At 41.1% G+C, this 13,795-nt stretch carries 17 protein-coding genes; 3 read left to right on the top strand and 14 right to left on the bottom strand.

Annotation, left to right across the window (positions count from 1 at the left end; translation table 11 throughout):
• Window position 1 precedes the first annotated feature (1 nt).
• Genes ACZ5AE_RS09265 through ACZ5AE_RS09255 form a run of 3 tightly spaced genes read right to left on the bottom strand, consistent with a single transcriptional unit; the run spans window position 2 to window position 3,118 of the window.
• The gene (locus ACZ5AE_RS09265) at window positions 2-1,543 is read right to left on the bottom strand and encodes an acyl-CoA carboxylase subunit beta (protein ID WP_464571572.1); all 1,542 of its coding nucleotides are present in this window, start codon (window positions 1,541-1,543) and stop codon (window positions 2-4) included.
• 10 nt (window positions 1,544-1,553) lie between these two features.
• Window positions 1,554-1,766 (bottom strand): biotin/lipoyl-containing protein, encoded by a 213-nt coding sequence (locus ACZ5AE_RS09260; protein WP_464571570.1) that lies wholly within the window; start codon window positions 1,764-1,766, stop codon window positions 1,554-1,556.
• A gap of 14 nt (window positions 1,767-1,780) precedes the next feature.
• On the bottom strand, window positions 1,781-3,118 hold the full coding sequence (locus ACZ5AE_RS09255; RefSeq protein ID WP_464571568.1) for an acetyl-CoA carboxylase biotin carboxylase subunit: 1,338 nt from the start codon (window positions 3,116-3,118) through the stop codon (window positions 1,781-1,783).
• A gap of 234 nt (window positions 3,119-3,352) precedes the next feature.
• Here ACZ5AE_RS09255 and ACZ5AE_RS09250 point away from each other — a divergent pair, with 234 nt between their 5' ends.
• Entirely contained in the window at window positions 3,353-3,823 is a 471-nt protein-coding gene (locus tag ACZ5AE_RS09250; protein ID WP_464571566.1) for an N-acetyltransferase, read from the top strand.
• A 33-nt stretch (window positions 3,824-3,856) separates the two neighbouring features.
• Here ACZ5AE_RS09250 and ACZ5AE_RS09245 read toward each other — a convergent pair whose 3' ends face one another.
• From ACZ5AE_RS09245 to ACZ5AE_RS09230, 4 genes are all read right to left on the bottom strand, one after another.
• Window positions 3,857-4,474 carry an RsfA family transcriptional regulator gene (locus ACZ5AE_RS09245; RefSeq protein ID WP_464573582.1) on the bottom strand — a complete coding sequence of 206 codons (618 nt, stop codon included), beginning with the start codon at window positions 4,472-4,474 and terminating at the stop codon, window positions 3,857-3,859.
• Between the two features lie 81 nt (window positions 4,475-4,555).
• Window positions 4,556-5,317 carry an enoyl-CoA hydratase/isomerase family protein gene (locus tag ACZ5AE_RS09240; protein ID WP_464571564.1) on the bottom strand — a complete coding sequence of 254 codons (762 nt, stop codon included), beginning with the start codon at window positions 5,315-5,317 and terminating at the stop codon, window positions 4,556-4,558.
• Between the two features lie 93 nt (window positions 5,318-5,410).
• The gene (rpmF, locus tag ACZ5AE_RS09235) at window positions 5,411-5,584 is read right to left on the bottom strand and encodes a 50S ribosomal protein L32 (protein WP_213116438.1); all 174 of its coding nucleotides are present in this window, start codon (window positions 5,582-5,584) and stop codon (window positions 5,411-5,413) included.
• 56 nt (window positions 5,585-5,640) lie between these two features.
• Entirely contained in the window at window positions 5,641-6,165 is a 525-nt protein-coding gene (locus tag ACZ5AE_RS09230) for a YceD family protein (protein ID WP_464571562.1), read from the bottom strand.
• A 225-nt stretch (window positions 6,166-6,390) separates the two neighbouring features.
• Here ACZ5AE_RS09230 and ACZ5AE_RS09225 point away from each other — a divergent pair, with 225 nt between their 5' ends.
• Complete coding sequence (locus ACZ5AE_RS09225) at window positions 6,391-7,605, top strand: nucleotidyltransferase (protein WP_464571560.1); 1,215 nt, start codon at window positions 6,391-6,393, stop codon at window positions 7,603-7,605.
• Window positions 7,606-7,629: 24 nt separating this feature from the next.
• Here the strand turns inward: ACZ5AE_RS09225 and ACZ5AE_RS09220 are convergent, their stop codons facing one another.
• Window positions 7,630-8,652, bottom strand: coding sequence for a SepM family pheromone-processing serine protease (locus ACZ5AE_RS09220; protein ID WP_464571558.1), 1,023 nt, complete (start codon window positions 8,650-8,652; stop codon window positions 7,630-7,632).
• A 7-nt stretch (window positions 8,653-8,659) separates the two neighbouring features.
• Window positions 8,660-9,439 (bottom strand): patatin-like phospholipase family protein, encoded by a 780-nt coding sequence (locus ACZ5AE_RS09215; RefSeq protein ID WP_464571556.1) that lies wholly within the window; start codon window positions 9,437-9,439, stop codon window positions 8,660-8,662.
• A 332-nt stretch (window positions 9,440-9,771) separates the two neighbouring features.
• On the opposite strand from ACZ5AE_RS09215, the gene ylbJ reads away from it, so the two are divergent.
• Entirely contained in the window at window positions 9,772-10,992 is a 1,221-nt protein-coding gene (ylbJ, locus tag ACZ5AE_RS09210; protein ID WP_464571554.1) for a sporulation integral membrane protein YlbJ, read from the top strand.
• 14 nt (window positions 10,993-11,006) lie between these two features.
• Here ylbJ and coaD read toward each other — a convergent pair whose 3' ends face one another.
• The 5 genes from coaD to ACZ5AE_RS09185 form a co-directional block, all read right to left on the bottom strand.
• The gene (coaD, locus tag ACZ5AE_RS09205) at window positions 11,007-11,486 is read right to left on the bottom strand and encodes a pantetheine-phosphate adenylyltransferase (RefSeq protein ID WP_464571552.1); all 480 of its coding nucleotides are present in this window, start codon (window positions 11,484-11,486) and stop codon (window positions 11,007-11,009) included.
• A gap of 12 nt (window positions 11,487-11,498) precedes the next feature.
• On the bottom strand, window positions 11,499-12,059 hold the full coding sequence (gene rsmD, locus ACZ5AE_RS09200; protein WP_464571550.1) for a 16S rRNA (guanine(966)-N(2))-methyltransferase RsmD: 561 nt from the start codon (window positions 12,057-12,059) through the stop codon (window positions 11,499-11,501).
• Between the two features lie 368 nt (window positions 12,060-12,427).
• The gene (locus tag ACZ5AE_RS09195; protein ID WP_464571548.1) at window positions 12,428-12,703 is read right to left on the bottom strand and encodes a YlbG family protein; all 276 of its coding nucleotides are present in this window, start codon (window positions 12,701-12,703) and stop codon (window positions 12,428-12,430) included.
• 98 nt (window positions 12,704-12,801) lie between these two features.
• The gene (locus tag ACZ5AE_RS09190; RefSeq protein ID WP_464571546.1) at window positions 12,802-13,239 is read right to left on the bottom strand and encodes a YlbF/YmcA family competence regulator; all 438 of its coding nucleotides are present in this window, start codon (window positions 13,237-13,239) and stop codon (window positions 12,802-12,804) included.
• Between the two features lie 63 nt (window positions 13,240-13,302).
• The gene (locus ACZ5AE_RS09185) at window positions 13,303-13,665 is read right to left on the bottom strand and encodes a hypothetical protein (RefSeq protein WP_464571544.1); all 363 of its coding nucleotides are present in this window, start codon (window positions 13,663-13,665) and stop codon (window positions 13,303-13,305) included.
• Window positions 13,666-13,795 lie beyond the last annotated feature (130 nt).

The raw sequence follows: 13,795 nt of genomic DNA, 5'->3' as shown, positions 1-13,795 counted from the left end.
TTTAGACTGGGTAGACAGGATGTTTCCTGACACAGAAATTCAATTCTTTTGTTTCATAGTAATCAAAGCGCTGGATGAGTACGCTCCTTAATTCGGATGGGGCAACAATTTCATCAACAATAAGCTCAGACGCTAGCTTATAAATGTCAATAGCTTCTTTATATTCCTTTTGCTTCGCCTGAACATAAGCGATTCTTTCTTTTGGATCGTTGATTTCATTTATTTTATTGGAGTAGACAGCATTAACCGCCGCTTCAGGACCCATTACAGCGATTTGCGCGGTAGGCAGTGCGATGCAGCAATCCGGTTCAAAGGCAGGGCCTGCCATCGCATAAAGCCCAGCGCCGTATGCCTTGCGAACAATGACTGAGATTTTTGGCACTGTGGCAGAACTCATGGCAGCAATTAATTTAGCCCCATGGCGGATGATGCCCGCACGCTCGACCTTTGTTCCAATCATAAAGCCCGGCACATCTGCCAAGAACAATAATGGAATATGAAAGGCATCACAAAGCTGAATAAATTTTGCGGCTTTATCCGCGGAATCGACAAACAGGACCCCGCCCTTTACCTTCGGCTGGTTGGCAATGATGCCAACCGGTCTTCCATCTATTCTAGCAAGTCCAGTTATTAACTCAGGTGCAAATAATTTCTTAATTTCATAGAAGCTGCCGGCATCAACCAGTCTATCCATACACTCATACATATCAAATGGGGCATTTTGGTTTTCCGGAATAATCGCTTCTAATTCTCTTCCTTCCTTAGCCGCAGAACCAGCAATCTTTTTTGGCTTTTCTTTAAAATTGGCTGGAAAAAAGCTGATATATCTTTTGGCAGACTCAATTGCTTCCTCCTCGCTGAAAGCTAGAACATCCCCACAGCCCGAAATTGTACAATGCATGCGAGCCCCGCCCATTTCCTCCAGCGTCACTTTTTCGCCGATGACCTTTTCCGCCATTCGTGGCGACCCTAAGTACATGGAGGCATTTTGGTCGACCATGATGACAATATCGCAAAAAGCTGGGATATAAGCCCCGCCTGCTGCGGATGGCCCAAACAAGATACAAACCTGCGGAATCATGCCGGAAAGCTTTACCTGATTATAAAAAATTCTTCCGGCCCCGCGGCGGTTTGGAAACATCTCTAATTGGTCGGTAATTCGCGCCCCTGCCGAATCCACCAAATACAATAAGGGCACCTGCAATTTCTCAGCTGTTTCTTGAATACGAATGATTTTTTCGACGGTCCGAGCTCCCCAGGAGCCTGCCTTAATGGTGGAGTCATTTGCCATTACACAGACAGTCTGGCCATTTATTTTGCCAATTGCTGTTACTACGCCATCAGCAGGCAGGTCACCGGCCGCGAAGTTGGCAAACTTGCCGTCTTCTTCATATTTTCCATCATCAAATATTAACCTTAAGCGGTCACGGACAAACAGCTTATTCTGCTCTTTGGCCTTTTCATGATATTTTGGATGCCCGCCGGCTTCGATTTGTTTCCGATATTCGTTTAATCGGTCATTTAATGTGTTCGTCTGTGCCATAATGCACCTCCTAAACTAGAACAACCAGCACATCGCCTTCATTTACGAAGTCTCCGATGTTAACCTTTACTTCCTTGACCACACCTTCGATACTGCTTTCAATTGGAATTTCCATTTTCATGGATTCGAGCATTAATACCTCTTGACCCATGTTTATTGATTCGCCTGCTGCTGTGAAAATATTAAGTACGGTTCCTGCCATTGACGCTGTAATTTCTTTCATCTTTAAAACACTCCTTAATTTACTAATGTTTTTGTTAAAAAGCTTGTGGTATAATTTCCATTTTGAAAATCTCTATTAGCAAGAATATTTAAGAATAACGGGGCATTCGTTTTAATCCCCTCAATTTTAATTTCCTGGAAGAAATCCTCAGCCGCTTCCAATGCTTTTTGTCGGTTTGCACCATAAAAAATGCATTTTGCTATCATCGGATCATAAAATGGGGTGACCGTTCCGCCTTCTTCATATCCTGAATCGATCCGAACACCTTCTTTTTCTTCCCACCTCAAGGTAGTGATTTTGCCAGGTGAAGGCAAAAAGCGTACAGGATCTTCCGCATACAGACGAAATTCCACAGCATGGCCGGAAGAATGGACTTCTGGCTGCAACAGCGGCAGCCTTTCTCCCCGCGCAACGAGAATCTGCCATTTTACTAAATCAAGACCTGTAATACACTCAGTTACTGGATGTTCAACTTGCAGTCTCGTATTCATTTCTAGAAAATAAAAATTCTCGTTCTCATCAACAATAAATTCAATCGTTCCCGCATTTGTATAATTGACGGCACGAGCCGCTTTAACTGCCGTTTCATACATTTGCTGACGGACTGAATCGGAAAGAAACGGGGATGGAGATTCTTCGATAACCTTCTGGTGCCTTCTTTGGACCGAACAGTCCCGTTCAAATAAGTGAATGATGTTGCCCAATTCATCACCGAAAACTTGAACCTCAATATGTCTGGCATCCGCGATGTATTTTTCAATAAATACCTCATCCGACCCAAAATAGGCTAGCGCCCTTGCTTTGGTGGATGCGTACGACTTAGCGAGCGCTTGCTCATTTTCACATAACACCATCCCGATTCCGCCGCCGCCGCCGCTCGCCTTCAACATAATCGGATAGCCTATTTTTTCTGCTAAGGCAAGGGCCGCTTCAACCGTTTTTAAACCGTTGCCGCTGCCTGGGACGACCGGAACTCCCGCTTTTTCCATTGTTTGCCGGGAAACAATTTTATCTCCCATTAATTCGATTGTTTCGGGCTTCGGTCCGATAAAGATTATGCCTTCGTTTCTGGCTTGCTGTGCAAAGGCTGCATTTTCTGATAAAAAGCCATAACCAGGATGGATGGCATCCACTTTTTCTGCTTTTGCTACCTCTAATATTTTCTCTGCCAGCAAATAAGACTTGTTAACTTGGGCTTCCCCAATATATACCGCCCTCGTAGCAGCCTTTACAAAAGGCATCTCCCTATCTGCCTCGGAATAAACAGCAATTGTCTCAATTCCCATCGCTTGGCACGTTCTAATAATACGAAGGGCAATTTCTCCCCGATTGGCAATTAAAATTTTTTGCACATTTCTTCCCCTTTCCTATCCCAATGTCACTTTCACTATTAAGTTTCTACATCATTCTTCGAATTTCCTGCAATTTTTTGAAACCGCTTCCGATTATTCAATGAGGAAATTTAAGTTTTTTTGTATTATAATGATAGTAATTCAATTGAATAATGAAAAAATAATCCATAACATGTTATTCAGTAAAAAAAAATATATACAATAATACAGAATATAATTTCTAGGAGGAAGAACATGGGGACTAAAGTGGAAAAATTAAAAGTTAATTTCAAAACTCTAGAAGAATTTAAAAAGTTTAAAGAATATGGTCTTCAAGAGCTTTCAATGTTTGAGGATCTAGAAGCCAATATGATAGATAATGATATCGATTCACCGTTTTATGGTATTTACTATGGAGATAAGCTAGTTGCCCGGATGAGCTTATACCAAATTGAAGCTAAATTCGATCGATATTTTTATCCTCCACAAAGTTATTTGGAATTATGGAAACTGGAAGTATTACAAGACTATCAGGGAAAAGACTTTGGTAGACAACTTGTAGATTTCGCAAAAAGCTTTGGACTTCCTATTAAGACAAATGCAAGAATGCAATCTCGCGGCTTTTGGGAAAAGATGGGCTTTACAAGTGTTGAGTACGATATGGAACGAGACCGCGGGGAAAATCCGCTTGTCTGGTATCCAGAAGGTGTGGAAGCACAACCATAAAAATGAAAAAAGCGGACCGGATGTCCGCTTTTTCTATTTCTCTACTCTTTCCAGGTTGCCGTTTTTATCCATCTGGAATCTAACTTTCGATTGACGGTCTTCATCCTGAAGGACAACCATTTTTCGAGCTCTTTCCATAATTTCCAGTAATGAACGGTAGTCCTCTTCGATGGCCTTTAGGTTCTCAGTAAGTCTTTCATTCTCTGCTGCTAAATAATAAGTTTGCTTTTCTAATTCTTTTATTTTTTCGGAAGACTTCCTGCTTCCCTCTTCAAGCTCAGCAAAATTCTCCACTTGTTTATAAATTCCTTCTAAGAATTGAATAACAGTCGGAAATGTCAATGTCCCACCTGGTTCAGTCGAGACAGCTTCCTTTTGGATTATTTCAGAGGCTGAGCCAGCTTCAGCAGGAGCGATATGTTTTTTCAATTCTTTACGCTGCTTCTTCGCAAGCTCTATTCCAGACTTGTATTGCTTTCTTACATAAGAATTCCATCGGAATCCACAGGCCGCAGGTGTCCGCGATAGCTGTTTCCCTACCTCCTCAAATGCTTGAAGCTGTGTCCCGCCTTCTCGAATATGCCTTAATACTACTTCAGCAAGCAGTAAATCCTCATCTTGGCTCCAAGCATCTTGTCGAGTTGGTGACATCATATCCCCTCCTAGTAGTGTTTTTATAAACATATGCATCTACTAGAAAAGATAGACTTAATCTGGAGCTGTGAATTCATCTTATCTGGTGTTTTTCTTAATAAAATTTTTTACATATTGATGATGGGCATCACTTTCCCAAAGGATGGCACAATTTTTAACCTCTTCCTCTATTCTTTCACGTAGACCTGCTTGCTTCCACTTGTTAATCCAGATTCTTTTATAGGATTTGAGAACCTCTAAATCATTGGATAGCATTTTTTCAAGAAAATCTTCACATTGTTGAAGGGAATCTCCGTCGAATAGGTGATGAATAAAGCCGGTTTCCGTTAAATATTCTGCAGTTTCGAGCTCTGCTTCCATCAAAAGCTTCATGGCAGATGGGGATGGAAACTTTTCGACAAGAATAGAGCCTCCACCCCAACCCGTCGTAATGGCTTGTTTCCCTTGAACAAACCCTGCTTTAACGCCTTTTCTAGCGAGCCGGAAATCACAGGCAACTGCAAGCTCACAGCCCCCGCCAACCGCTGGACCGTTCATTAATGCAACGGTAGGAATGGGCAAGGTTAATAAGGAATACAGTATATTGGACATTTTCGAAAGCATTGGATACGCATCCTCTTTGGTGTGCAGGAGATGAAAAACGGATAAGTCTCCGCCAGAGCAAAACGCACTTTCACCGCTCCCGGTAATAACAAGAGCTTTTATGTCGGGTTCACTAGCTTTTTCTAACGCTTCCACTAACCCTTCCATAACATCGTAGTTAATGGCGTTTCGCTTTTCGCTTCTTTCAATAGTAAATAATAAATATCCTGGGTCCCGCTTTTCAATCGAAAAAGCCATTTTTTCTCACCCTCTCAATTAAAAAAGTATGTATGGTTTTGAAATGACAAAAGCACAAGGGCGTTTGCTCCTTGTGCTTTATCTAAGTAGAAATTAGTCGTTTACTACTTCTTTTCCTTTGTATGTTCCGCAAGATTTGCATACGCGGTGAGCAAGTTTCATTTCACCACAGTTTGGGCATGCTACCATACCAGGAACGTTTAATTTAAAATGAGTACGACGCTTTCTCTTCGCAGTTTTAGAAGTTCTTCTAAAAGGTACAGCCATTCTTCCCACCTCCTTATAAGAAATGCGCAGGAGCGCTTGAAGTCAGATCATTTCGATTAGCTTTCCGAAGAATTGTTTTTGTCAAAAAACTTAGCTAGCCCTGCAAGACGTGGATCAATCTTTTTAGATTGTTCCTCCTCCTGAATAACCTCCCAATCCTTTCCGGATTGCGGTGCTGCATCTTCAGAATGGACATCATCGCAGAATACTTGCATTGGAACCTCAAGCAAGAGAATTTCTCTTAAGATTGGTTTTAAATCAATCATATCTCCTTTTACCTGATGGGCTTCCTCTTCAGTTTGGAAAACTGAATTTTGCAAGAGGAAAGTTTCCGTTGTTTCGACATTAATTGGAAATTTGACATCCACTAAGGTTCGCGAACATGGAAGAATCAGATACCCCTCAATTTTTAAATGAAAGGTAACTTTTGATGAATCAATATCCCCACGTCCGGTAATTTGCATTGGAGACACTTCACGAATGGTTGGGTCATCCAGTTTAAGCTCGTCAACCCGAATGGTATCGTCAATCGAAAATTCCTTATTTCGATATTTTTGCAATTGATTTATTGTCCATTTCAATTGAATCACCCCAAGGCAACAAAGGTAATTATAGCTTTCGATAAAATTTTTGTCAATATTTTTTCTTTACACTTCACCTTGTGCTGCATAAATAAAAAATTTTTTCCATTATAGTGTATCCATAAATACCTTTTGCAAACACATGTATCATCATATCATATATTTCGATTGGAAAACGGAATAAATTGCTATAATGATACTAATAAAATTTTCAAGGAGAGAGTTATGAGAGCAGTTGGTGTTATCGTTGAGTACAACCCATTTCATAATGGACATGCCTTTCATTTGCAGGCATCCCGCGAGGCGGCCCAAGCGGATGTGGTTATTGCGGTGATGAGCGGAAATTTTCTGCAAAGGGGGGAGCCTGCACTTGTTTCCAAATGGCAAAGAACGAAAATGGCCTTATTAAATGGCGTGGACATCGTTTTTGAACTTCCCTATCGATTTGCCACACAAAAAGCCGAAACCTTTGCAAATGGGGCAGTGTCCATCCTTGCTGCTGCAGGTTGTCAGTACCTTTGTTTTGGCAGTGAAAGCGGGGATATTGAAGCTTTTCAACAAACGATTCATTTTTTGAAAAGTCAGCAGGATTCCCATGAAAAAAATATAAAGCATTTTATGGAGTCAGGTGTCAGCTATCCGAGGGCTTTAGCATTATCATACAATCAGCTGTCAAATTCGGAAAATTATTTAGATTTGGCCAAGCCGAACAACATACTAGGCTTTCACTACATAAAAGCAATCCACGAGCAAAGAAGCGAGATTACTCCCTTAACTGTTGTACGCAAAAATGCCGACTATCATGATGAACATTTTGCCTCCGAAACCATTGCCAGTGCAACCAGCATCAGGAAAGCGCTTTTCGCCGATATTAACCGACCATCTGAAATTAATCAGTATGTACCAGAACCTACTAGACAATTATTACATGAATATCTAACACAACATGGTCTTTACCACCGCTGGGAAAATTATTGGCCATTTCTTCAGCTTCGTCTCCTCCATTCCTCCCGGGAAGAATTAGAAGAAATATATGAGGCTGAAGAGGGACTTGAGAACAGGTTACAACATGCCGCTATAGAAGCGGAAAGCTTTCAGGATTTTATGGAAAGTATAAAAACAAAACGTTATACTTGGACGAGGCTGCAGCGATTATGTGTTCACATATTGACCAATAGCAAAAAAATAGACATGGAAGGAAGCAAACGAGCGGGCTATTTAAGGCTGCTTGGGATGTCTGAGAGAGGACAAGAATATCTAAATAAAAGGAAAAAGGAATTTGCTTTGCCTCTGGTTGCTAAATTGTCTTCATTTAAGGACGATAAGATTAACCTCGACCTAAAGGCTGCTAGGGTATATGCAATGGGAATCCCGGGCCCAGCAAAAAAATTTTTGATGGAACAGGAATTCAAACAGCCTCCCATTATAGTAAAGAAATAGGACGGCGGCCTCTTCGGCACCATCCTATTTCTTTTTTGGCAATTTTTCTAAATATTTTACAGCATCGTCAAAGTTATCCACCGGAACAATTTTCATCATTGTTTTGATATCTTGTGCTGCCTTTAATGCTGCCCGATAATTGGAGTCCTTCGCACCCTTTTCGTTCGGTGCAAAAAAGATTTCTGCACCGGCATTATCAGCGGCAACAATTTTTTGTTCGATACCGCCAATCGGCCCAACTGTGCCCTCTGGGTCAATCGTTCCCGTTCCGGCAATTTGGTAGCCTTTCGTAAGGTCATTCTTGGTTAACTGGTTATATATCTCCAAGGTAAACATTAAACCCGCAGAAGGCCCGCCGATTTCATCTGTTCTGACCTTTACCTTGGGATCGACGGAGATTTCTTTATCATCCACAAGTGAAATGCCGATGCCTGCCTTCCCAGGCTGATCTTTAAAGGGCTTAAGGATAAGCTCCACACTTTTTTCCTCGTTATTTCTTGAATAGGTTAATATCACTTGATCGCCGGCACTTTTTTTTCCTAAATATTCTATGAAATCTTTTGAAGAGGGAAATGTGTGTCCATCTATTTTAAAAACACGGTCGCCAGCCTGGAGTTGCCCTTCTGCAGGCATTCCCGGAAGGACCTGCATCACATAAATCCCCTTATATTTATAATTTACTGGCAGCCCTGCTTTATGGTATGCTGCCTCAATTGCATTAAGTTTTGATGCTGCCATCAAATGCAGCTGCCTGACATTATACTCTTTTTCCGTTTCCTGTTCATTTAATACCATATCAAGCGGATAGATTTCCTCATATTTCCTCATTTTGGCTTCTATATATGAGTAGATATTAGCCCTTCCCATCCGGACAGTTGTCAGCATAAAATTTCCCTTTTCGGGATAACCGCCTTCAACTGTTATGATTGGAGCAAGTTCTTTTGCCATCCCTGGTTTTGAAACATAATAAGGTAATGAATAATACATTCCGCCAATCAAAAACACTGCAAGGATAAAGAAAATACCAATTGATAGTTTTTTTCGCAAGCTGCCATCACCCCTTCCAATTCTCAATTTCCTTCTTAATTTGCTCCAGATATTTTTTTGCCTCGTCTTCGCCAATTTTAATGATTTCTTCAATGTTAGTAAATGCCCGCGAACTATAGCCCTCGACAGGGGGGCGAATCATTACATTTGCAGATGTTTCGTGGAAATTGATAATCTCAGTCTGCATAATATCAATACTTTGCATGATGACATCATAAATCGAGGTAATTTCAGCGTTTCGCTTAACCCGAGAGACGTCCACGGCAATCACAATATCCGCCCCCATCTCTTGCACAACAGAAATGGGAACACGGTCAGCAACTCCTCCATCCACGAGGATTCTTCCCGCATACTTCTCGGGTACAAAAATTCCGGGTATGGAAATGCTTGCCCTGACAGCCTCTGCCACTGGTCCCTCTTTAAAAACCACTTTTTCTCCGGTTAATAAATCTGTTGCCACAATCCCAAGTGGTATTGACATGTCCTCGATATTTTTCCCATGGGTAAAAATACGAATAAAGTCCTTTACTTTCTTGCCTGTAATAAATCCCATTTTCGGAACAGTAAAATCAAGAAAATACTTTCTCCTAAAAGCAGTTGAATATTTATATAGAAGGTCTAGATCAATCCCTGCTCCATAAAAACAGGCGACCAGGGCTCCCATGCTGCTGCCTGCAATCATATGAATCGGGATGCCGGCATCCTTTAAAACCTTAATAACTCCTAAATGAGCAAACCCGCGGGCCCCTCCAGAGCCAAGCGCCAAGCCAATCTTAGGGTGCTCCATATTAGAACCCTCCTGATATGCATCTAATAAATCCTGTTCAATCTTATGGTCTAAATCAACATTCTATGAGTATATTTATTTTATATTAGGACATGCAGAAAGAAAAGCGGAAGGCGCCCGTCTATCGGAGATATAGGGCGGCTTGTCACTTGCAATCGCAGCGAAGACAGGGATTAGTCGCCCTTAATGTAAAGAAAGCGAAAGCTTTCTGTAGCCAAGCACATGACAAGCCGGCCGAAAGGTTGTTCTTTAGCCTTTTGGACAGACCCGCTTGTGACTCGAGCCGATGGCGCCTGCAGCTGGACAGCTTCACAAGGAAGGAGAACTCTTCGATGTTTCGGTCAAAGCTCAAAACGCTTGCTTTAGCCATCACTGGCATCGTTTTAGCGGCGTCACTTATTTTCTATCCAAAAGAATCATTTGAAGGCTCTGTCCGTGGCCTTAATATGTGGTGGGAAATCGTATTCCCTTCCCTCCTGCCTTTTTTTATTGTTTCAGAAATGTTGATCGGGTTTGGAGTGGTCAAGTTCATAGGAGTTCTTCTTGAGCCTTTAATGAGACCACTTTTCAAAGTTCCCGGTGTTGGGGGCTTTGTTTGGGCCATGGGAATGGCCTCAGGATTCCCGGCAGGAGCAAAATTTACCGCAAGAATGCGGCAAGAAGGACACATAACACAAATTGAAGCTGAGAGACTCGTCTCTTTCACCAATTCCTCTAATCCCTTATTCATCTTTGGAGCAGTAGCTGTCGGTTTTTTTCACAATACCCAATTAGGAATTCTCTTGGCCGTTGCTCATTATTTGGGAAACATATGTGTTGGCATTATGATGCGTTTCCACGGAAAGGAGTCGCCTAATAAAGCGAAAAATACCAAAAAATTTAAAATTCGGGAAGCCTTATCAGCTTTGCACCGCACAAGGATAAAGGATAACCGCCCGATTGGAAAGCTTCTCGGCGATGCTGTTACCTCATCGATTCAAACATTATTGATGGTCGGTGGTTTTATCATCCTATTTTCTGTTATTAATCAACTTCTTTACCATCTACATATAACAGCTGTGCTGGCAAAATTCGTGGAAATGATTTTTTCTGTTTTTAGATTTCCGGAAATGTTAAGCATACCATTTATTTCCGGACTGTTTGAAATCACTCTTGGCAGCGATTTGACCAGTCGAGTAGATGATGCCATACTTCTGCAGAAAGCGATCATAACAAGCTTTATTTTAGCCTTCAGCGGTTTTAGTGTCCAAGCACAGGTTGCTAGTATCTTAGCCCAGACTGATATCCGCTTTCGGCCATTCTTTATTGCGCGAATCTTCCAAGGCATTTTTGCCGGCCTCTTTACGCTTCTATTATGGAATCCCATTTATGTGCGCTTCCAAAGCCATAATCAGCCTGCAGGCGCCCTGCCGGTATTTGGAGATGGCATATGGACAAAGGATATTTATCATAAACTCCTCGAATTGGGTCCGCTCATAACGATATGCTCATTATCATTGTATGTCTTAATCTTATTTGTCAGGCTAAAAGAAACTAATATAAAAAAGAGCTAAAATTAGCTCTTTTTTTATCTGTATTTTTTTTTCAATTCTATTTCTACTGGAGGCGGAACAAGCCCGGAAATATCCCCTTTGTACTTTGCCGCTTCTTTCACAATGCTGGAGCTCAAGAAGGAATATTGATTATTAGTCATCATAAAAAAGGTTTCCACATGATCGTTTAAAAACCTATTCATCGAGGTAATCTGCATTTCATATTCAAAATCGGAAACAGCCCTAAGTCCCCGAAGGATTGCATTTGCGTTCACAGTCTTGGCATAATCGACAAGCAGCCCGGAAAATTGATCGACCGTCACGTTCGGGATGTCCTTTGTAACTTCCTTTATCAGGTCAAGCCTTTCTTCAACAGTAAAGAGTGAATTTTTTGCGACATTATTTAATACCACAACATAAACCTTATCGAAAACCTTAGCACCTCTGCGGATGATATCTAAATGGCCATATGTAATTGGATCAAAACTCCCCGGACAAACGGCTATACTTGCCAACTTGACTCCCCCTTATTCCCCATTAGATTTTAAATATATGGTTATAGCAATAATTCCGTATTTCTCATGTTTTATCTGCGAAAACTGCCCAACAGATGGAGGTAAATCGACATCAAAACTATGTTCACAGACAATAATTCCTTGGTCTTTGACCACATTCTCTTTATCCATCTTTTCCATTAACCGGACCAGCTCTTGAAGCTTGTACGGCGGGTCCAAGAAAATATAGTCAAACATAATTTCTCGTTTAATTAAAGCCTTAAGCGCCCTGTCAGCATCATTCCTGAATACCTCAGTTTTGTCTTCAAACCTGCATGCACTGATATTGTCATGGATTGTCTGAATTGCTTTGGCGTCCCTGTCGATAAATATCACTTTATCCAAGCCTCTGCTAAGTGCTTCCAAACCTAAACCTCCGCTCCCAGCAAAAAGGTCAAGCCCTATACCCCCGTCAAAATAAGGGCCAATCATATTAAAAAGGGCTTCCTTTACCTTATCTGTTGTCGGTCTAGTTGAATTACCAGGGACTGCTTTAAGAGGACGGCCTTTACAGATGCCAGAAACTACTCTCACGTGTTCACCACCACATTTTATCCAAAATCACCTTTTTTTACATCCTACCATAGGCTGCAAAATATAAACAAATTTGTCATAATAATTTTTTCTTTTCTTACATTTTATAAAAAATTTGCGAAAAAAGGAAATTTTAAATTTCGACGTATAAGCTTTTGGGTTGTGGAAATAATGTAAGTAACAACATCAATTCGAGGATGTTGTTGCCAACCGCGGAGAAGACTTACGTTTCCCCATAAGTTCTTCCTCCGGTTTCTCCTCTCCCTTTGCCTTCTGTCCTATATCAGGATTTAGAAGGACCCTGCAAAATTTTTGCAGGGTTTTTTTCTTTTTAAGGCAAAAAAAAAGATGAGATGGTTCTCACCTTTTTATATTCCCATTTTATAGTCATATTCTTTTGCCTTGTCAGGTGCTGAATTTTCGTATTCCATTTTTAAAAAGGGCTTGTATGAAGGCTCTACTTTTTTCACAAACGAAAAGGATTGGAGCTTTTCCATAATTTCCTCAGCGTCGTCTTGGTTACAGTACAACACAACATATTTGAGCTTTTTTGACACAAAATGGACATTTCCAAAACGTCTGAGCATTTTGGCCTGTTTTAATGAATACAGCCAAACAACTAATCCTTGTCTTTGAACAAACATAATTTTTTCCCCTTCATTGCAGGCTTCTTTTAAAATAAGTCTAGCACATGAAAAGGTTTTATTTCAATCCTTACCATTTAGCCCGCATGCTCATTTTTTTAACTGCAGCCGCAGCTTCCTCCGCCACCGCAGCCGCTTGAATGACCGTTATCAAAAAACGGGTTGCCCGTCGGGACTTTTATATGCTCGGAGACGGACCGGCCAACGTGGAGACTGATTTCATCCAACAAGCTTTGCAAATCATTTTCCGCCAATTTAAATTCGGCTACATTTGCGTCCAAGTCCATTTCCCGTTTGTATTGACGAATTTGAGTCATAACATTTTTATAATCAGGATGGTACTTACCAAACCTTTGTACCTCTTCATAAAGGTCTTTAAGCTTCGCAAAACGTTGTATCTTTTGCTGCGTTTCGCGGCTGCTTTGCATTTTATATAAACAACTCCGATAATGTTCAGCAATGTCAGATTCGAGAACCATTTTTGCCAGCTGTTCAGCGCAATCCAGTAATTCAACTCTTTCTGATGTAGCAAGCATGTACGCTCACCTCCACTGACATTTTACCATGAAATCCTCCCGAAAGCGAAAAAATCCATTTTATTAGGGGATATTTACCACAAACTCCTTTTTTAAACCGTAGGAGTTATTTTTTAAATCAACCACTTCCAGCTTCACCTTGTGGTTCCCTGGAGAAAGATCCCTGATAATGAATACGGCCGAGGGGGCTTCGGATTTTTTCTGTCCGTCCACCCAAATGACAATTTTACCGGTTTGTTGTTTTGAATCCTCTGCCTCCCTAAAACTAATTCCCGTTAAAATGCATTCTACCAGCACTTGATTTGCTTTTGTTTCATGATGAACAATCAGCTCGGGTATTTCGTTTGAGATTGCCTTTGCATCGTGAAGCATGGAAGCTCCTAATGACCAGAACAAAATAAAACCAATGAGGATATATTTTTTCACCAATATCACTCCCTCTCATGATTGTATTGTTCGCCTTCTCAATATTTTTTAATCCAAATCGAGTAGAGGGAAAATAACTTAAATTATTTTCGCCCCTCTCACAACACCGTACGTACGGTTCGCGTATACG

This window comes from Neobacillus sp. S1227 (assembly GCF_055385255.1).
Note: the sequence above shows the minus strand (reverse complement) of the source record. Positions and strands in the feature narration are given on the sequence as shown.

Coding starts and splice junctions, on each gene's coding strand:
- ACZ5AE_RS09240 (WP_464571564.1), bottom strand. CDS start 5,317: ATGGCTTTTTCGATTGAAAAGCGGGACCCAGGATATTTATTATTTACT.
- ACZ5AE_RS09215 (WP_464571556.1), bottom strand. CDS start 9,439: ATGGAGCACCCTAAGATTGGCTTGGCGCTTGGCTCTGGAGGGGCCCGC.
- rpmF (WP_213116438.1), bottom strand. CDS start 5,584: ATGGCTGTACCTTTTAGAAGAACTTCTAAAACTGCGAAGAGAAAGCGT.
- ACZ5AE_RS09245 (WP_464573582.1), bottom strand. CDS start 4,474: ATGTCACCAACTCGACAAGATGCTTGGAGCCAAGATGAGGATTTACTG.
- ACZ5AE_RS09195 (WP_464571548.1), bottom strand. CDS start 12,703: ATGTTTGTTCAAAGACAAGGATTAGTTGTTTGGCTGTATTCATTAAAA.
- ACZ5AE_RS09250 (WP_464571566.1), top strand. CDS start 3,353: ATGGGGACTAAAGTGGAAAAATTAAAAGTTAATTTCAAAACTCTAGAA.
- ACZ5AE_RS09260 (WP_464571570.1), bottom strand. CDS start 1,766: ATGAAAGAAATTACAGCGTCAATGGCAGGAACCGTACTTAATATTTTC.
- ylbJ (WP_464571554.1), top strand. CDS start 9,772: ATGTTTCGGTCAAAGCTCAAAACGCTTGCTTTAGCCATCACTGGCATC.
- ACZ5AE_RS09190 (WP_464571546.1), bottom strand. CDS start 13,239: ATGCTTGCTACATCAGAAAGAGTTGAATTACTGGATTGCGCTGAACAG.
- ACZ5AE_RS09265 (WP_464571572.1), bottom strand. CDS start 1,543: ATGGCACAGACGAACACATTAAATGACCGATTAAACGAATATCGGAAA.
- ACZ5AE_RS09225 (WP_464571560.1), top strand. CDS start 6,391: ATGAGAGCAGTTGGTGTTATCGTTGAGTACAACCCATTTCATAATGGA.